The organism is uncultured Porphyromonas sp., assembly GCF_905372525.1.
GTDB lineage: Bacteria > Bacteroidota > Bacteroidia > Bacteroidales > Porphyromonadaceae > Porphyromonas.
In genome coordinates this window covers 17174-35859 of sequence record NZ_CAJPPN010000025.1, presented here as the reverse complement: position 1 = coordinate 35859, position 18686 = coordinate 17174, and the positions used below count along the sequence as shown (strand labels likewise).

The following is an 18686-nucleotide window of genomic DNA, read 5'->3' as shown; positions in this document are numbered from 1 at the left end:
ACACGATTGATATTCTTGAAGCCGAACTTAGGCAGGCGACGCTGGATAGGCATCTGACCACCCTCGAAGCCAATCTTCTTGGAGTAGCCGGAGCGGCTCTTTGCCCCCTTGTGACCGCGAGTAGATGTACCCCCGAGACCGGAGCCAGGACCACGACCGATGCGCTTGCGCGTCTTCACTGAGCCCGCTGCGGGCTTCAAACTTGATAAATCCATTTCTCTGTCTTGCGTTACTGGGTTAATATTACTCGACGATACGGACAAGGTGCTTGACAGCATTGACCATACCACGGATCTGAGGCGTGTCGTTGTGCTCGACGATCTGGCCGAGCTTCTTCAGCCCTAGAGCTTGGAGCGTGAGCTTCTGCACCTTAGGGCTCTTGATCTTACTGCGTACTTGCTGGATCTTTATCTGTGCCATTGTACTTGTGATTCTTTACCTAATGAATGATGCAGGACTAGCCCTTGAAGACCTTTTCTACAGAGACACCACGGTTGCGAGCCACCATCAGAGGCGAGCGCATCTCTGCTAGGGCAGCGATCGTAGCCTTGACGAGGTTGTGGGGGTTCGAGGAGCCCTTGCTCTTCGCTAGGACGTCATGTACCCCTACGCTCTCTAGCACGGCACGCATAGCACCACCAGCCTTTACTCCCGTACCGGCAGAGGCAGGCTTGAGGAAGACGCGGGCACCGCCGAAGCGAGCGACCTGCTCGTGTGGGATCGTACCCTTGTGGATGGGTACCGTGATGAGGTTCTTCTTTGCAGCTTCTGTACCCTTGGAGATAGCGGCGGATACTTCGCCAGCCTTACCAAGACCCCAGCCGATACGTCCGTTCTCATCTCCGACGACGACGATAGCAGCGAAGGTGAATGTACGACCACCCTTGGTCACCTTGGTGACACGATTGATAGCTACGAGGCGTTCGACGAACTTGTCCTTGCCCTCAAACTCTCTAGCTGACTTGGAGCGATTATCTGACATTGCGATACAAGATTAAAAGTTAAGACCTGCTGCACGAGCTGCATCAGCTAGCTCTTTCACACGGCCGTGGTAGAGGTAACCATTACGGTCGAATACTACGGTGGAGACACCTGCAGCCTGGGCGGCCTTGGCGACCTCTGTCCCGACGAGGGCTGCGATTTCCTTCTTCGTCCCCTCTGCACTGAGCTTGAGCGAAGACGCACTCGCTAGGGTTACCCCTGCTACGTCATCGATCACCTGTGCGTAGATCTGCTTATTGCTTCGGAATACAGTCAGGCGTGGGCGTTCTGCCGTACCGCTGATCTTGGCACGTACACGCGTCTTGATCTTCTGTCTTCTTGCTTCTTTCTTCAACATGATTGCTTTATACGTGTTTTAGCGGTTACTTACCTGCGCTCTTACCGGACTTGCGACGGATGACTTCACCCTCGAAGCGGATACCCTTACCCTTGTAAGGCTCTGGCATACGGAAGGAGCGGATCTTCGTGCACACTTGCCCGAGGAGCTGCTTGTCTGCGCTGGTCAGGATGATCAGAGGGTTCTTGTTACGCTCTGTCTTCGTCTCTACCTGGATCTCCTTGGGGAGCTGGAGGTAGATATTGTGCGTGAAGCCGAGGCTAAGCTCTAGGATCTGACCCTGGTTGGAGGCACGATAGCCCACACCGACGAGCTCAAGCGTCTTGGTGAAGCCCTCGGAGACACCGACGATCATATTGTGGATAAGAGCACGATAGAGACCGTGGAGTGAACGCTCCTGACGATCATCGCTACTACGGCTGACGACGACATGGTCACCCTCTACGGCGACAGAGATGCGGGCATCGAAGGCCTGTGTTAGCTCACCCTTGGAGCCCTTGACGGTGACGACCTGATCCTTGACGGAGACGGTAACGCCTGCTGGGATGCTTACGGGAAGCTTTCCTATTCTTGACATAGTATATACCTCCTTCTTTTAGTAGATGTAACATAGTACTTCGCCACCCACCTTGAGCTGCGAAGCCTCCTTATCGGTCATAACACCTCGTGAAGTAGAGAGGATAGCGATACCGAGACCATTGAGTACGCGGGGCATCTCACGATAGCCTACATACTTACGAAGACCTGGGCGAGAGACGCGCTTGAGCGCCTTCAGGGCGTTCACACGACCCGTACGGTCATACTTCAGTGCGACCTTGATCGTGCCCTGTGGGCCATCTTCGACGAACTTGAAGTTGAGGATGTACCCCTTGTCGAAGAGAATCTTCGTGATCTCTTTCTTTAGATTAGACGCTGGGATCTCGACCACTTTGTGGCCAGCCTTCACTGCATTACGCAGGCGCGTCAGATAATCTGCAATAGGATCTGTCATTAATGTTGAGAATTAAATTGATCTGGACGACCCAGACAATATTTAAACATACTGCTTGTTGCTCCTTGGCATGAGACTCAGCACCTTAGGGTGCAGATACTCCACGCAAAAAGCATGCAAATGTACGAACTATTTCTCACACATGCAACTACCACAGCCACACGCATATCGTACCAACTCGCTACCCCCTCCTCTCTCCTCCCTAGCTAGCCTCGCCCCCTAGCTCGCTCCCCGCGGAAGGGGGTGAGGGCCGTCCCTCACTGATAAACTAGAGCCTCGGGAAGTCGCACACTAGAGAGACAAGGTATTGACGACCAAGAGAAAGAGTCACAGTATAAGACCATTCCCCTATCCTCTCCGACTAAGCCACCGGCTCAACAATCTGATAAGTAAACCTACGTCCCTTGGTATCCTCTATACACAGTTGTGTTCGCGAGAAGAACACCTCCATGATCTCCAGCCGTTCCCCCCTCCTCTCGGGGGCATCTAAGGCTACACTGTACTCGTAGCGTCCCTCTGGGAGCGAGTACACATCCAGTATAAACTGCGTATTTAGTCTATTGACCCGATAGGGCAACACATAGAGTTTCTCTCCAAGGATCTGCGCGGCTAGATTAGTCCGAAATGCACTACCTCGCTTATAGACAAAAAGACCATCATGGTAAGCAATGACAGGAGCTGGAATCTGGTCAATCGTACTAATCGCTCCTAGTGACCTACCACAACTATCAAATAGGAGCACTCTAGGAAAGAAAAAGGGTGTATAGATCGTATGCTCCGAGGTCCGAGTGAACAGGCCATCATAGGCAAGCTGATATTCTGAGAGAGCGTTGTAATGCCCTCCCATATCCAGCGCAAAGGTATCGACCAACCCCTTCTCCTCGGGAGCATATACGCCAAAGTGTACGGTCCGGCTCAGGGTATCATACTGGAGTACTAGAGGAGTTCCATGCTGTGTATCTCCAGCCACAACTACACCAGACAACAAGTGGGATGGGGAGGCACCTCCACTCCTACCTTGGTAGAGCTTCGACTGGGCTATCCATGTGAGCACTGAGTCATGGTATCCTACGACCTGTCCCGCCCGACCTCCGATATCCCCTTGCCAAAGAGTAGCACCCGTCACCACGTCCTTTAGCACCGTCGTATCACTAGAGCCATCTGTGTAGACAGAGGCTATCAGCCCTCCATGCAGTAGGGTCTCCATCCGATCAGCTGGAAGAGGCTCACACCCTATATAACGAAAGAGCTCAGCCCCCGCACGTAGGTGGCGCTTAGCGATAATGACATCCTCAGTGCTTCCCCTGCGTCCTCGATCATATAGAGCATAGCCTAGAGCAAGGTTAGCACAGAAGATACCCAACAAGAACCAAAGTCTATGATGCTTCATGAGGAGGATAGAAAAGGAAATAAACCAAAGAAAGTAGTAACACTATATTGATGGTGAGATGGTAGGGGAACGAAAGCCCATTGAGTACCCCACCACAGCCACAGACCTCATACCGCCCCAATAGGTATAAGACAGAGATATAGGTCGTGAAGAAGCTCATCATCACAAGGGATAGATAGACCCCTACTCGCTCCCAAACAATAAGCAAAAGGAGACTACAAGCCTCTAGGGCGAGCCCGGAATAGGCAACTACATCCACTTCTATCCCCTCAAACATCCCCGTTTTCGTGATATTCGTGAGGAAGGCATCTAGCCCGAAGAGCTTATGCCACAGTGTATAGGAGAGGAAGAGGATGATGGGATAGAGCAGGAGGAGCCTAGGGAGTCGGCTCCTCCTGCCTAATGAGAGAGTCTTCATAGGTCAGAGCACTTGACATCATCTAGGGAGAGGGGCGATGTGGTGAGTGCCTTCATGGGGCGCTTTGCCTCGCCTCCGAAGTGATAGGTGAGCCCTAGAGAAACATTGGATTGAGATATACGGGTCTCTTTCCGCTGGACGATCCCTCGGAGGAAGGTTGTCTCGGTCCTCCGCTCCCCCCAGCCAAAGGGTGCCCTCACTTCAACGCTGACATCTAGCTTACCTGCGAAGAAGCTCTTCTGTAGGAGGAGCATCAGTTGAGGCTCCTCCTCCTGCTGATAGGATAGACTCCGGGAGAGTCCATCAGCAGAGAGATCGAGACTGGCCAGCCAGCCCTTAGGGTGATAGTAGTTCACACTCCCACCCCACTCTAGACTCCAGCCACGAGTACCATAGCTCAGGGCACGGGCACGATAGGAGGGAGTGAGCCGATAGTCGGCATACGTAGCACCGACGTAGAGGTTGAGACTAAGCTGGTTGTTCAGTAGAGCTGTGCTATAGTTAAGTGTCGTACTCAGCTCATCTCCTATCCCGGCATTCCCATAGGTAAGCACATTGGGCTGGTGCGTATAGAGCGAAGAGATGAGGTCTGAGGCATGCCAGTAGGTACTCTTCAGGCTCAGCGAGTGTCGCCCGAACTGCTTCGAGAGCGAGAGGGCCCAGTTATCGGTATACTGTGGGCCTAGGTGGGGGTTGCCCTGTCGTTGCTCCAGCTCATTCCGATAGAACACCCTCGGGGAGAGTAGGTCTGCACTCGGGTGCTGCACACTATGCCCATAGCGTAGCCCGATCGTATAGCCCCCGAGCTCATAGCTGAGTGACAGCGAGGGGGTGAAGGCGCTGTAGCTATACAGCCGATCTCGCCCATACTCGCCCCACTGCCCTGTGAGGATGAAGTAAAGGCTCAGATCCTCGAGTAGGGAGACATTATCCCGCACATAGGCTCGTAGCTGTCTATTGCGGTAGGGGGCAAGCCCATCATACAGGCTATTACGCCCTAGACGCCCTCCGAAGCCGACCCCGAGGCGGTGTGTCAAGCCGAGTAGAGAGAGTTGGTTATGTTCATAGGCGATCTCCGCTAGCACATCACGGCTATTGATCCTATCGACCATCCCTCTGAGGTCGGTATCGTTACCGAGCATCCATGACCCATAGCTTTTGAGTAGTAGCCGATTATTACTCCCCAATTTGTAGGCCAGCAGGAGGTTCGCAACATGCCTCATCTGATCCTCTCGTACCTTCCCTGAGGTCACCATTCCCTGCTGGTTCACCTGGCTATTGTGCCAGCTCTGTAGCCTGGATAGGGCATAGGTCAGTGTCCCCCTTAGGCGGGGGCTGAACTCGGCTGTAGCGAAGACCTGCCCTCCGGTCTGTAGCACCTTGGATCTATTATATACAGAGAGCTCGGGGTGACCATTGCGGTAGAGATGAGACTCGGGGTGCTGATGGTTATAGACAACCGAGGCATTGGCGATAATATCCACAGCCCTACTATATAGGGTAAGGCTCGGTATTAGCCCCCAGCTGGGACGGAGTAGGCCTCCGCTGAGGTCAAAATCCCCCTTGAGGACAGGATGCTCTGCCTTCTTGCGATAGATATAGATCGCTCCACCCTCTCCCGAGCTATTGTGATCCATGTAGCGTACCTCGACTCGATCAATATCTGCAGCCTCCAACGTGCTCAAAAACTTCGCGTCCACAGGTACCTCATCGACATAGATCGTAGCACTACCCCGAGCTCCAATGAGCGAGAATTCCTCCATCCGAGTGATGACCCCAGGTAGTCGCTTAAGCGCAAGAGGCGCCTTAGCCTTCGGGGGCAAGCCCTGCATGGAGATCCGGTAGGTCGTGCCCTCAGCATCCGTCTTGACACTCGAGCGAGAGGCGATGATCTCGACCTGTCCTAGCTCTACCTCGGTGAGTCGAAGGGTATACTGTAGCCCTTGCTGTAGGGCCACGGTATGCTCCTGCTGTCCATAGCCCTCGGCGAGCACCCAGAGGTGGAGGCTATCACACCCTGCGGGGACGTCTGCTGTGAAGATCCCTGCTGGGTCAGTCTTCCCGAGGTAGATCGTGTCACGACAGCACTCTACCCGTACAGATGCCGAGGCAATAGGTTGCTCAATAGGCGAGAGGACACGTAGACGGAAGACCCGCTGCCCAAGGATCGGAGAGGTATAGAGTATTATAGCTAGCAGTACAGATAATGTCTGCCGCAGATAATGTGTAGTCATATTTATAGATATTAGCAGACGGAGGAAAATATGTCTACTTGGTGGGAGGGAGAAGATCCTCTCCCACCAAGTGACTAAGTAGTTAAGAGGCTACTGGACACGAATTTCAACCCAATGTCCATAAAGTACTGTCCCATTTGCAGTCTCACCGCAAGTGCCCTTACCAACACAAGTTCCTATTGCTCGGTTCTTGTTGTCACCTGAGCCTGAATTGGGCTTGGCTTGGAGCATCTGGGTAAAGCCTCCGCTTGCTAGGAGTAGACCGATAGCAAACAAGGCAACTTTTACTTTCTTGTTCATAGTTATTCTTATTTACTTCATCAGAGTGATAGTTCACTCTAACGATGTTCATGAGCCTCCTCTTGATACCGAGGCGGAGAGACCTCGGGGCTTTGGTGAGTTGCAACCACATCATATGCCCGGTGGTAAGGGACACGTCCCTCAGGCTAGAGTTGTATCAGACTTTAGACTCCTAGCTTAGTATACTATTAGGTAGGTGTTGGGGAGGTGGGGATAACCACCCCCTCGACCACAAAGTTGCGAAAAGGTTTTGATAAAACCAAGAGAATCCTACCCCTGCCTCTAATTAAAATTCTTTAGTATCATTTCACCTAGGCAACGCACTAGACAATAACCTCTTACAAACACAACAAGGAAGTAATTCCGCCCCCTGGGAGGGGGATCCTATGGGGGGCTCACCCCATCTACACCGTGGCGAGTGCGGGGACTCTAGGATGCTCTAGCCTCTAGGGGAGGGAGGGGACAGCATGTATCTCCCAGACAGAGGGTACAGGTCTACTCGCTGGGAGAGTAAAGCAAATCCCCCTATCCAGCTGCCTTCTGTGGGGCCAACTGAATAGGGGGAGCACCTGATCAAGACAGGTGACAAACACATAATACCATACTCTGCTCATCTATAGATCCCCTCCCACCAAGTGACTAAGTAGTTAAGAGGCTACTCGACACGAATTTCGACCCAGCGTCCATAAAGCACTATCCCATTTTCAGCCTTACCGCAAACGCCCTTACGAATACACATTCCCAGTGCTTGGTTCTTGTTGTCATCTGATCCTGGCTTAGGCTTTGCTTGGAGCATCTGGGTAAAGCCTCCGCTTGCTAGGAGTAGACCGATAGCAAACAAGGCAACTTTTACTTTCTTGTTCATAGTTATTCTTATTTACTTCATCAGAGTGATAGTTCACTCTAACGATGTTCATGAGCCTCCTCTTGATACCGAGGCGGAGAGACCTCGGGGCTTTGGTGAGTTGCAACCACATCATATGCCCGGTGGTAAGGGACACGTCCCTCAGGCTAGAGTTGTATCAGACTTTAGACTCCTAGCTTAGTATACTATTAGGTAGGTGTTGGGGAGGTGGGGATAACCACCCCCTCGACCACAAAGTTGCGAAAAGGTTTTGATAAAACCAAGAGAACCCGACCTCTTCCTCTAATTAAAATTCTTTAGTATCATTCCACCTAGGCAACGCACTAGACAATAACCTCTTACAAACACAGTAAGGAAGTAATTCCGCCCCCCAGGAAGGGCATTCTATAGAGGCTCTCACCCCATCTACACTGTGGCGAGTGCGGGGACTCTAGGATGCTCTAGCCTCTAGGGGAGGGAGGGGGCAGCATGTGTCTCCTAGACAGAGGGTACAGGTCTACTCACTGGGAGAGTAAAGCAAATCCCCCTATCCAGCTGCCCTCTGTGGGGCCAACTGAATAGGGGGAGCACCTGATCAAGACAGGTGACAAACACATAATACCATACTCTGCTCATCTATATAACGTATGTCGCAGAGTCTTTCGCATAGCCCTCGGGATTTATCTCCGAGGGGGCAGGAGCCGACCGCCTCGGGGGAGGCTAGTGCTTATGCTGCTCGAAGAAGCGACGGGCGAACTCCCGACAGGCCATCGGCAGGCGGACGAGCTTCGTAGCCTCTAGGTAGGGCTGACAGCGGAGGAAGTAGGTCTTCTCTAGCTCCGACTCCTTGATACGTGCCGAGAGCGAGGAGTCGAGGAAGGCATAGAGCTCCGCCTCGGTGAGGGTCTTGTCGCCCTGACGGACTCGGCGAGCCAGAGCCTCGCCCTCACGCCAGAGCTGGAAGCGCTTCTCGTCCAGCTCATCTAGGATCGGGGTAATATCCTCCGCCTCCTTGGCTGTGAGGCTGAGGCGCTGGATGAGGTAGGCTCGCTTCTCGGAGCGTACCCGCTCCCGCATCGAGGGGGTGGGCTGTACAGCTGGCTTCTTAGCTCGCTGAGCCTGCACCGCTGGGGTGACGAGGGCGAGCAGGCTGAGGAAGAGAGTGTATAGGATGGGTCTCATCAATAGGGTAATACTAATAGGAGGAAGTAGTATAGTCTGCGGGCATAGCGAGATCCCCATCGGCGAATAGATATTCGTGGGCATCCTGGGTAGCGATCTCCGCCCCATACTCCGCATAGTAGGTGCTGTAGGCCTCGTCCTGATCCTCTGTGCTCCGCTCCGTAGCGACCCGAGAAGCTGTCTGCTCGGGGTGGGTCGTGCTATGGAAGGCACGGAAGACGAGGTTCATCGAGACAAAGACCGCAGCGAGATAGACGATCGGGCGCACACGCACCCAGAGCGAGGGGCGGGCGGGCTCTCGCTCGCTCTCACTCGGCCGAGATTCCTCGGGGAGACGAGCCATGATCCGCTCCTCGAGCTGATCAAAGTAGCCCTCCGGGACTCGGTAGTGTTGCTGGCTCTGCTCAGACGTTGGCAGTAGGGGTTGCTTATCCATATATAATAGGCGAAGTACTAGACTTCTGTGGGTGAGACAAGAGAGGCAGGGGAAGGTTTAGTCCTCCTGCCCTAGGAGCTCGAGGATCTTCTTGTAGGCGTGGTGATAGGATGCCTTCAGCGCCCCCTCGCTCGTCCCCGTGAGCTGGGCCATCTGGTCGTAGGGCATCTCATCGTAGTAGCGCAGGCGGAAGACGAGCTGCTGCTTGGGAGGTAGGCTGAGCAGAGCACGCTGTAGGCGCTCCTCAGCCTCGTCCGCATCGAAGTACTCATCGGCCTGTAGCCGGGAGAGTAGGTACTCGGCATCGGCCTCCTCGCTGGGGGCGACCCGATAGGCCTCCTCGCTACCTCGCTTCTTCAGGAAGTTCAGCGCCTCGTACATTGCTATCCGGTAGAGCCACGTGGAGACCTTGGCCTCCCCACGGAAGCCCTCGATAGCCTCCCAGGCCTTGATGAAGGTATTCTGCACTAGGTCGTCAGCATCCTCGTGCGTATAGACCATACGGCGGATCTGCCAGTAGATCTGCCGTGCGTAGAGGCGTACGACCGAGGCGAAGGCTCCACGACGTGTCGCAGGGTCAGCCAGCTGGCGCTGTAGGTCTTCCTCGGTGATCAGGACGGGAGGGGTCATGTCTGGCTCTTGGCTTTAGTGGTAGGATGCTGGACGACATAGCGTAGGGACTGATTGCGCGCCAGAGTGATCAGCAGGCTATCCCCTACCCCCAGAGAGCCGTCTAGGATACGATCTAGGAGCTGATCCTCTACAGCATGCTGGAGTGTACGGCGCAGGGGGCGGGCACCCATCGCCCGGTCTAGGTCACGGAGTGCTAGGTAGCGGCGAGCCTCAGGGGAAATGCTCACCCGATAGCCCTGCTGGGAGACTCGCTCCCGGAGCTGTGCGAGCTCGAGCTCAAAGATCCGAACAAGAGCCTCATCCGAGAGCGGCTCGAAGGCAATGATCTCATCGAGGCGATTGAGGAACTCTGGGCTGAACGTCCGCTGCAGAGCCTGACGGGAGATACGCTCACTGCGCTCGGCCTCGTTCGTGAGCCCTGCGAAGCCTACCCCTCGAGCGAAGGCCTGAGCCTGCCGAGAGCCGACATTGCTCGTCATGACGACGATCGTATTGCGGAAGTCCACGACGTTACCCTCCGTATCCGTCAGACGTCCGTCCTCGAAGACCTGTAGGAGGATATTGTAGGTATCGGGGTGTGCCTTCTCTATCTCATCCAGCAGGACGAGGCAGTAGGGTCGGGTGCGTACGGGCTCCGTCAGTTCGCCTCCCTCTCCGTAGCCGATATACCCTGGGGGTGAGCCGATGAGGCGGGAGACTGCGAAGCGCTCGGAGAACTCACTCATATCGATACGTACCATCGCATCCTCACGGCCGAAGACCTCCCGAGCCAGAGCCTTCGCTAGATAGGTCTTCCCTACGCCCGTAGGGCCAAGGAAGAGCATCGAGGCGATCGGCCTACGGCTATCCCGTAGCCCGAGGCGTGAGCGCTGGACGGCACGGGCGATAGCCTCCACGGCACGATCCTGACCGAGGACGGAGTCTCGCAGTCGCTGGGGAAGCTCGACTAGTGCCCGTAGCTCATGCCCCGAAGAGATACGCTCTAGTGGAAGGGCGGTCAGGCGGGCTAGAGCCCGATCGACATCCGCCTCTGTATAGGTCGGCTGGTCGGCTCCTCGTCCTCCCCTAGCCCTTGAGCGATTTAGATGGGCTAGGACGACGGCTCCCGTAGCATCTAGGAGCTCCAGAGCCTTGTAGGGGAAGGGGCGGGTGGGCATATACCGCTCCGAGAGGTCGAGGACACGCCCCAGCAGAGGCTGGAGGTTAGCCCCGTAGTGTGCCTCATACTGGCGACACTGCTGCTGTAGGATCCCCAGCGTCTGCTCCCTCGTCAGGGGCTCCACGGGGACAGGGTAGCAGACACGCTCCATCTGACTGCTGTCATCGAGGCTCTGCGTATAGCCCCCTCTCGTGGACGTGCCGACCAGGCGTAGCCCATAGAGATCGAGGGAGGCGAAGAGCGTATCGAGCACCTCTCCCCCAGGAGACCGTCCCCCCGAGCGGAGCAGGTGAAGGTCATCGACGAAGAGGAGGACGTCTGGGGACAACCGAAGGCTCTCCATCAGCCCCCGTATCGTAGCCTCAGCTCCACCCATGAACTGTGCCCCGGAGAAGAGCCTCGTGAAGCTCACCTGTAGGATATGCTTGTAGGGGAAGGCCTTGGGTAGTCGATCCCCCCGTATGATCAAGCGTGCGAGCTGGCGCACGACCTCCGTCTTGCCCACCTTGGGCTCACCGATGAGGATCGGACAGCAGGCTTTGTAGCGTAGGAGTACCTGCAGGAGCTGCTCGATCTCTGCCTCCCGCTCCAGCCCCTCTAGGGCACTCTGTCCCTGAGCCTGGAGCTGAGCGACGAGATCGACCCCATACTCACCGAAGGGGAACTCCTCGCCCTCACGTGGCTCCTCGGTCGCTGTCTCTCGGTTCGCTTGGCGCTTAGCTCGGCTAAATAGATGGGAGAGGAAGTCGCCCTCGATGTCAATGCTCCCCTCCGCCCTACGGACGAAGGCTTGGATGGGCGGGAGGTCTTCTCCCAGCGAGATGGGGGTCACCCCCTTGGCACTCACCTCTAGGGCTTGTAGGGGGCGGATACGTACACTCGTCCCTCCCGTGGGCGAGGTATCCTCCCCGACCTTTGCACCGGGCTTGAGGGCCTTGTCGATACGCTGGATGAGGGGGTCTGCCCAGATGTCGTAGTTCCCCACGTTAGCGAAGCCACTGAGCACCGTCGGCATACCGCACAGGAAGATGCTCAGTAGCAGGTGTAGGGGGCTGATGGCTTGGTCTCCGAGGATCGTACAGATCTCGGCAGCACGGGCTATGGCACTATGTGCCTCTAGGCTGTAGAGGACCGTGCCCGTAGGGTCGTCGTAGGGTAGCTCATCCTCACTCTGATGGCGGAGGAGTGCCTCGGTGAGCTGGAGGAGGGTCTGAGGGGAGAGCTCTCGGTCAGTGAGGAACTTGATCGCAGCACTCGTCCCCTCGCGCAGGATGCCCCAGAGGAGGAGGTCTAGGGTGAGCTCGGGCAGACCGAGCTCACGAGCCTTCTCCGTGGCTAGCTCTAGGGTGGAGCGGAAGGTATCGGTATAGTTGTATCTCATGATAGCAGTGTGCAGAGTGTTTAGGATTTCACCTGTATAGCATGCAGGCGAGCATAGTGCCCGTTGAGGGCGAGGAGCTCCTCATGGGTTCCCTGCTCGACGATACGTCCACCGTCGACGACACAAATCAGGTCGGCATGGATGATCGTGGAGAGGCGGTGGGCGATGACGATCGTCGTACGCCCGGACATGAGGCGGTCGAGGGCACTCTGCACCAGACGTTCACTCTTGGTATCTAGTGCCGAGGTCGCCTCATCGAGGATCAGTATGGGGGGATTCTTGTAGACAGCACGTGCGATAGAGAGACGCTGGCGCTGCCCCCCAGAGAGCTTGCCCCCTCGGTCTCCGATATTAGTCTGGTAGCCCTCGGGGAGGGTATCGATGAACTCATCGGCATGCGCTACGCTGGCTGCCCGGCGGACATCCTCCAGCGTGGCCTGCTCGACCCCAAAGGCGATATTGTCGTACACCGAGCCATTGAAGAGGATCGGATCTTGGTTCACATTCCCCATCAGGTGGCGTAGATCCTGCACGGCTACATCCCTTATATCCACCCCGTCGATGGTGATCGAGCCCTCCACGACGTCATAGAAGCGAGGGATGAGGTCTACCAGTGTGGTCTTCCCCGAGCCTGAGTGGCCGACGAGAGCTACGGTCTGCCCCTTGCGTATCGTGAGATTGACATCACGCAGCACCCACTCCTCGGCGTAGCGGAAGGAGACGTGTCGGAGCTCGATCGCCTCGTCGAAGGTCACAGGCTGGGGGTGCTCCGGATCCTGTATCGTACTCTCGGCTCTGAGGATACGGTCTACACGCTCCATAGAGGCCATCCCTCGGCGGATCGCATAGAAGCCCTTGCTGAGCTCCTTGAGTGGATTGATGAGGCTGTAGAAGATGACGAGGTAGTAGATGAAGGTCGAGGCCGTGATCGAGCTCGACTGGGAGAGGATCAGCGAGCCTCCGTACCAGAGGACAACGACGATAGCGACCGTACCGAGGAATTCGCTCATCGGGTGCGCTAGGAGCTGACGGCGACTGACCGAGATGATCGAGCTACGTAGGCGCTCGTTGAGGGACTCGAAGCGCCGAGCCACGTACTCCTCGGCCGTGAAGGCCTTGACGATACGTAGCCCCCCGAGGGTCTCCTCGATCTGGCTCACCAGCTCACCCGACTGGTTCTGCACCTCTAGGCTGGAGCGCTTGAGGGACTTACCCACACGCCCCATGACTATCCCTGCGATGGGCAGGACGAGCAGGACGAAGAGGGTGAGCTGCCAGCTGATCAGGAGCATCGAGCCGAGGTAGACGGTGATCATGATGGGGTTCTTGAGCAGGAGGTCGATGGAGCTCATCACGGAGTTCTCCACGTCGCCCACATCCCCCGTGATACGAGCCATGATATCCCCCTTGCGCTCGTCGCTAAAGAAGCCGAGGGGCAGGGAGAGGATCTTGCGATTGAGCATATTGCGCAGGTCGCGTACGACCCCCGTGCGGAGCGGGATGAGGAAGAAGCCCCCGAGGTAGGAGGTACCTACCTTCAGCAGGGTCATCGCTGCGAGGTAGAAGCCTAGGACGATGAGCGTATACGATGCTCCCCGTGTCGTGATCAGCTCGGAGACGAAGTAGGCGAAGTTATGACTAAGGACCTTAGGGATCTCCTTCAGCCCCTGCTGAGTGGTGAGGTCCAGCGAAGACCACGGGATGAAGTCCGTCACCCGAGCCTCTATCTGGAAGAGGATATTCAGGATCGGCATCACGAGGGCAAAAGCCACGAGGTTCAGCAGCGAGCTAATGATATTGAAGAGGATGGCGAGCGCAAGCACCCCCTTGTACTTAGGGGCGATGAACCGCCGTATGAGCATCAGGATATCCTTCATCTAGTATATACAGTCGTAGAGCCGTGGAGCTCCCCCCCGAGGGAGCAAAAGTGGCGACTAAGCTTATTCGTTACTATGCAATAATCATACCAAAGGTACTACTTTCCCCTTATACCTACGCCCCCGAGTCTCCACCTATTCTCCTAGTCTAGGAGGCCCTCCCTCCGCTCTGTGTGCCGAAGGGGGGGGACAAAGACCACGGGTAGCCCCCATCTCAGTGAGTGATGTCAATGAGTGATGAGTGCTACCCGTGGCTAGGGGGAGTACGGGCTGGGACGTACGGATGTGGGAGAGTCGGCTGGGTGAAGCTACTGTAGCAAGCGTATCTTCTCCTCCAGACGCTGGAGCTCGTTGCGCAGACGAGCAGCCTCGATGAAGTCCAGCTCCTTGGCAGCGGTCATCATCTCGGTACGCTTGACCTCGGCGAGCTTCAGGAGCTGCTCTAGCCCCATCAGCTCCTCTAGGGGATCGGGGACGGCAGCTGTCGGGTCGGCCTCGATATAGGCCACAGCGGTGGTGTCTCCCTTCTTGTCGGGGAAGGCCGAGGAGCTATTCTTGACGATCTGCTGGGGGGTGATACCGTGGGCTTCGTTGTAGGCGATCTGCTTGCGGCGCCTGCGCTCCGTTTCCTCCATCGTCAGGCGCATGCTCTCGGTGACCTTGTCGGCATAGAAGATAACCCGCCCATTCACATTACGTGCCGCTCGGCCTGCCGTCTGGGTCAGCGAGCGGTGGGAGCGCAGGAAGCCCTCCTTGTCAGCATCAAGCACGGCCACTAGGGCTACCTCGGGTAGGTCTAGCCCCTCACGTAGGAGATTGACCCCGATGAGCACATCATAGACTCCCCGACGTAGATCCTCCATGATCTGTATACGCTCTAGGGTATCCACATCACTGTGGATATAGCTACAGGAGACCCCGTGCCGCAGGAGATACTCAGAGAGCTCCTCGGCCATACGCTTGGTGAGCGTCGTCACTAGGACACGCTCCCCATGCTCGACCGCTAGGCTGATCTCATGCTCTAGGTCATCCACCTGATGCTGTGTCGGGCGCACCTCGATCACGGGATCGAGTAGGCCCGTGGGGCGAATGAGCTGCTCGACGACGATCCCCTCGCACCGAGCCAGCTCATACTCGGCAGGCGTAGCACTGATATAGAGGATGCGGGGGGTGAGAGTGTCGAACTCCTCGTACTTCAGTGGGCGGTTGTCTAGGGCTGCGGGTAGGCGGAAGCCGTACTCCACGAGGCTGACCTTGCGGGAGCGGTCGCCCCCATACATCGCATGGATCTGCGGGAGGGTCACGTGACTCTCGTCGATGATCAGCAGATAGTCCCTCGGGAAGTAGTCCAGCAGACAGAAGGGGCGCTCGCCGGGCTTCCTGCCATCGAAGTAGCGGGAATAGTTCTCGATACCCGAGCAGTAGCCGAGCTCACGGATCATCTCCACGTCGTAGGTCACACGCTCGTAGAGGCGCTTAGCCTCGTAGGGGTGTCCCTCTTCCTCCAGCTCCCGCACCCTATCCCCTAGGTCTACGTCGATCTGCCCCACAGCGTTATTGACCTGCTCCTGGGTCGTGACGAAGAGGTTCGCAGGATGGATGATGAGGGAGGACATCGGCCCATACTCCCGACCACTATGCGGGTCGAAGGAGGCGATCCGCTCGATCTCATCATCCCAGAAGGTGATACGATAGGCTACGCCATCGAAGCCCTCGATCGCAGGGAAGACGTCGATGGTATCCCCCTTGACACGGAAGTAGCCCGACTCGAAGGTGATGCGGTCATTGATATAATGATTAAGTACGAGGTCTCGCTTGAACTGGTCTTGGCTGTAACGCTGGCCATCCTTGAGACGGATAATCTTTTCCTCGAAGGCCTTCGGGTCTGCCATACCATAGAGACAGGATACGGAGGAGACCACGATCACATCCTCACGTCCCGAGAGCAGAGAGGCTGTTGTCCGGAGTCGCAGCTTCTCGATCTCAGCATTGATCGCCATATCCTTCTCTATATAGGTATCGGAGGCAGCGATATAGGCCTCGGGCTGGTAGTAGTCGTAGTAGGAGACGAAGTACTCCACAGCGTTGTTGGGGAAGAAGGCCTTGAACTCGGCGTAGAGCTGTGCCGCCAGCGTCTTGTTGTGGCTCAGCACCAGGGTAGGCTTCTTCACCTGAGCGATGACGTTGGCTGCGGTGAAGGTCTTCCCCGACCCGGTCACCCCGAGGAGCGTCTGGAAGGGGATACCTTGCTGGAAGCCACTGACGAGCTCGCTGATCGCCTGGGGCTGATCACCCGTAGGCTTGAAACGAGAGGTAAGCTGAAAGTCCATACCTTACTTGCCCTGATGGACAGTGAGCTGTGGGAAGGGGAAGGAGATCCCCCGCTGGTTGAAGTCCTCGTAGACACGACGATTGAAGTCCCAGAAGACCGGCCAGAGATCCGCCGACTGTACCCAGGCACGCACGAGGATATCGACCGAGCTACTATTTAGGTTGTGTAGGGCGATGACGGGCTCGGGACTCTTGAGGATGCGCTCATCGCTGGCCAGCAAGTGCTCTAGGGCAGTACGTACCCGATCGAAGTCCTCGTCGTACTCGACCCCAAAGGTCCACTCGACTCGTCTCGTTGTCTCGTGCGAGCAGTTCACCACGACCCCACCACTGAGGGTACCGTTGGGGATGAAGATGCGCTTGTTGTCGGGGGTCAGGATCTCGGTATAGAAGAGGCTCACAGCGTACACGGAGCCCTCGACCGACTGGGCTACGATGTAGTCCCCGATCGCAAAGGGCTTGGTGACCATGATGATGACCCCGCCAGCTAGGTTCTGTAGCTGACCACTCAGAGCCATCCCTACCGCTAGACCCATGGAGGCTAGGACAGCAGCGAAGGAGACGGACTTCACGCCGAGCACCCCACCGAGGGTGAGGAAGAGGGCGATATAGAGCAGGGCCGAGAGGACGGAGCCCAAGAGGGTGACGGCCACCCCATCGATGTCCCGACGCTTGAGGATGCGCTCGAAGATGCGGAGGAGCCTACGTATCACCCATCGGCCGACGAGGAAGAGGAGGATCGCCAGCACGACACGTATGCCGAAGTTGATCCCGGCATTGAGCCAGTCCTCCATCATAGCACGGCTGAAGAGGTGATTGACGTCTAGGTCTAGGGGCTTGGTGGCCTTGCCGAGGGCACTGGTCACCTGGGAGGCTGCAGTAGAGTCTGCGGGTAGGATATCGGAGAATAGTGGGTGTGCCATAGGGCCTATTGCTTTTGTCTCAGACTGAATGATACTTAGGGGGCAGTGGATGACCTTCATCCTACTGAGATAAACCACCGAGGGGGGCTCTAGGTTCGTCCTCGTCCTCACTCCTGCTCCACACTCTCCCCATGCTGCTACTCCACCCTCTCCCCGCCCTCTGCTCCACCCTCTCCCCGCCCTCCGACGGTGGGCTGAGGGGGGATATGAGCGACAGGACACCCCCGCCGATCGTATCGGGGAGGTGTCCTGTCGCTCAATAGGCACTCCGTCTAGGAGGCCTGTCGTCTGGGGGGGGATCCCCGGGAGACTAGAAGCGGAAGCCTACCGAGAGGGACATGCGGAAGAAGGCCCAGGGAGTACCTATGCCCTGAGCACGTACCGTCGAGTTCGCCTCGTCGAGTTCGCCCCGAGCCCCATCGAAGTTGAGGAACGCTAGGTCGCTCAGCGGAGCTAGGATATCTCGGCTAGCAGTCTCGCGGCTCTCTGCAGGTAGCTGCCCCCCACCCTGGAGGTGATAGACGACATCCGCCCCGAGCTTACCACGGCCGATATGCGCCCCTAGGATATTCCAGTCTAGGACGATATTCTTGTTCCGCCCGAAGAGCCACTGAGCCCCTAGACCCATCCCTAGGCTGTAGGTATCGAGCTTACCCGAGAGGACAGCACTCCCTTGGGGGACCGTCCCATTAGGGAGCCGCTCGAGATCGAAGTGATACCCATAGTCACCGACCCGATAGCGCTCATAGCGCCAGTAGCCCATCAGGTAGAAGCCATGTCCATAGCCCCCACCTGTGTACCAGCGGAGCTCGGGGGTGAGGGAGAAGGAGCTGAGGGAGAAGAAATTCACCCACTCCGACTCCATCTGCAGAGCACCCCCAGCAGGGACTAGAGGTAGGGGACCACGGGGCATGATGTTCGCCCCGAGCTGTAGGCCAAGGCCACGACCCAGGACACGCTCTACAGCCACGCTGTAGTTGCGGAAGATAGGGCTCGTGATATTCGCCTTGATCACGGTCTTGCCATCGACGAGCCCCCAGTGCTCGGGGGTAAACTTGGTCTTCTGGCCAGCGAGGCTAAGGGGGAGTAATACCGTCAGTAGTAGCGTAAAGATACGTCTCATGTGATGATGAAGTGATAAATTATTAGGGCTAAGATTTGGCCCTTCGGAGGCCGTTGGATACATCTTTCTCTTGTCTCATTCGGGGGGCAAAGATAGTTCTTTATCTCTTTCCTCCTATAGGGAGG

At 56.6% G+C, this 18686-nt stretch carries 19 protein-coding genes; all 19 read right to left on the bottom strand.

Annotation, left to right across the window (positions count from 1 at the left end; genetic code table 11):
• Positions 1-215: 50S ribosomal protein L15 (gene rplO / locus QZ170_RS06005; protein ID WP_297178598.1), on the bottom strand; the 215-nt coding region annotated here is incomplete at its 3' end.
• A 28-nt stretch (positions 216-243) separates the two neighbouring features.
• A complete protein-coding gene (rpmD, locus tag QZ170_RS06000) occupies positions 244-420 on the bottom strand; it encodes a 50S ribosomal protein L30 (RefSeq protein ID WP_297178595.1) in 177 nt (58 codons plus the stop codon).
• Between the two features lie 37 nt (positions 421-457).
• Positions 458-982 carry a 30S ribosomal protein S5 gene (gene rpsE / locus QZ170_RS05995; protein ID WP_297178592.1) on the bottom strand — a complete coding sequence of 175 codons (525 nt, stop codon included), beginning with the start codon at positions 980-982 and terminating at the stop codon, positions 458-460.
• Positions 983-994: 12 nt separating this feature from the next.
• Entirely contained in the window at positions 995-1339 is a 345-nt protein-coding gene (gene rplR / locus QZ170_RS05990) for a 50S ribosomal protein L18 (RefSeq protein ID WP_297178590.1), read from the bottom strand.
• A 25-nt stretch (positions 1340-1364) separates the two neighbouring features.
• A complete protein-coding gene (rplF, locus tag QZ170_RS05985) occupies positions 1365-1916 on the bottom strand; it encodes a 50S ribosomal protein L6 (RefSeq protein ID WP_297178588.1) in 552 nt (183 codons plus the stop codon).
• Between the two features lie 18 nt (positions 1917-1934).
• A complete protein-coding gene (rpsH, locus tag QZ170_RS05980; protein ID WP_297178586.1) occupies positions 1935-2330 on the bottom strand; it encodes a 30S ribosomal protein S8 in 396 nt (131 codons plus the stop codon).
• A gap of 361 nt (positions 2331-2691) precedes the next feature.
• Positions 2692-3537 (bottom strand): hypothetical protein, encoded by an 846-nt coding sequence (locus tag QZ170_RS05975; protein WP_297178584.1) that lies wholly within the window; start codon positions 3535-3537, stop codon positions 2692-2694.
• A 169-nt stretch (positions 3538-3706) separates the two neighbouring features.
• Positions 3707-4138 carry a MauE/DoxX family redox-associated membrane protein gene (locus tag QZ170_RS05970; RefSeq protein WP_297178581.1) on the bottom strand — a complete coding sequence of 144 codons (432 nt, stop codon included), beginning with the start codon at positions 4136-4138 and terminating at the stop codon, positions 3707-3709.
• Positions 4135-6372 carry an outer membrane beta-barrel protein gene (locus QZ170_RS05965; protein WP_297178578.1) on the bottom strand — a complete coding sequence of 746 codons (2238 nt, stop codon included), beginning with the start codon at positions 6370-6372 and terminating at the stop codon, positions 4135-4137. Before QZ170_RS05965 ends, QZ170_RS05970 begins: the two co-directional genes overlap by 4 nt.
• 90 nt (positions 6373-6462) lie before the next feature.
• Complete coding sequence (locus tag QZ170_RS05960; RefSeq protein WP_297178575.1) at positions 6463-6672, bottom strand: hypothetical protein; 210 nt, start codon at positions 6670-6672, stop codon at positions 6463-6465.
• A gap of 655 nt (positions 6673-7327) precedes the next feature.
• A complete protein-coding gene (locus tag QZ170_RS05955; protein ID WP_297178572.1) occupies positions 7328-7537 on the bottom strand; it encodes a hypothetical protein in 210 nt (69 codons plus the stop codon).
• A 699-nt stretch (positions 7538-8236) separates the two neighbouring features.
• Positions 8237-8698, bottom strand: coding sequence for a hypothetical protein (locus tag QZ170_RS05950; RefSeq protein WP_297178570.1), 462 nt, complete (start codon positions 8696-8698; stop codon positions 8237-8239).
• Positions 8699-8711: 13 nt separating this feature from the next.
• On the bottom strand, positions 8712-9134 hold the full coding sequence (locus tag QZ170_RS05945; RefSeq protein ID WP_297178566.1) for a hypothetical protein: 423 nt from the start codon (positions 9132-9134) through the stop codon (positions 8712-8714).
• A gap of 57 nt (positions 9135-9191) precedes the next feature.
• Entirely contained in the window at positions 9192-9764 is a 573-nt protein-coding gene (locus QZ170_RS05940) for a sigma-70 family RNA polymerase sigma factor (RefSeq protein WP_297178563.1), read from the bottom strand.
• The gene (locus QZ170_RS05935) at positions 9761-12307 is read right to left on the bottom strand and encodes an ATP-dependent Clp protease ATP-binding subunit (protein ID WP_297178560.1); all 2547 of its coding nucleotides are present in this window, start codon (positions 12305-12307) and stop codon (positions 9761-9763) included. The genes QZ170_RS05940 and QZ170_RS05935 overlap by 4 nt, the downstream gene beginning before the upstream one ends.
• A 20-nt stretch (positions 12308-12327) precedes the next feature.
• Positions 12328-14184 (bottom strand): ABC transporter ATP-binding protein, encoded by a 1857-nt coding sequence (locus QZ170_RS05930; protein ID WP_297178557.1) that lies wholly within the window; start codon positions 14182-14184, stop codon positions 12328-12330.
• A 308-nt stretch (positions 14185-14492) separates the two neighbouring features.
• Entirely contained in the window at positions 14493-16514 is a 2022-nt protein-coding gene (uvrB, locus tag QZ170_RS05925; protein WP_297178554.1) for an excinuclease ABC subunit UvrB, read from the bottom strand.
• Positions 16515-16517: 3 nt separating this feature from the next.
• The gene (locus QZ170_RS05920; protein WP_297178552.1) at positions 16518-17438 is read right to left on the bottom strand and encodes a mechanosensitive ion channel domain-containing protein; all 921 of its coding nucleotides are present in this window, start codon (positions 17436-17438) and stop codon (positions 16518-16520) included.
• A 310-nt stretch (positions 17439-17748) separates the two neighbouring features.
• Positions 17749-18561 (bottom strand): hypothetical protein, encoded by an 813-nt coding sequence (locus tag QZ170_RS05915; RefSeq protein WP_297178549.1) that lies wholly within the window; start codon positions 18559-18561, stop codon positions 17749-17751.
• Between the last annotated feature and the right edge of the window lie 125 nt (positions 18562-18686).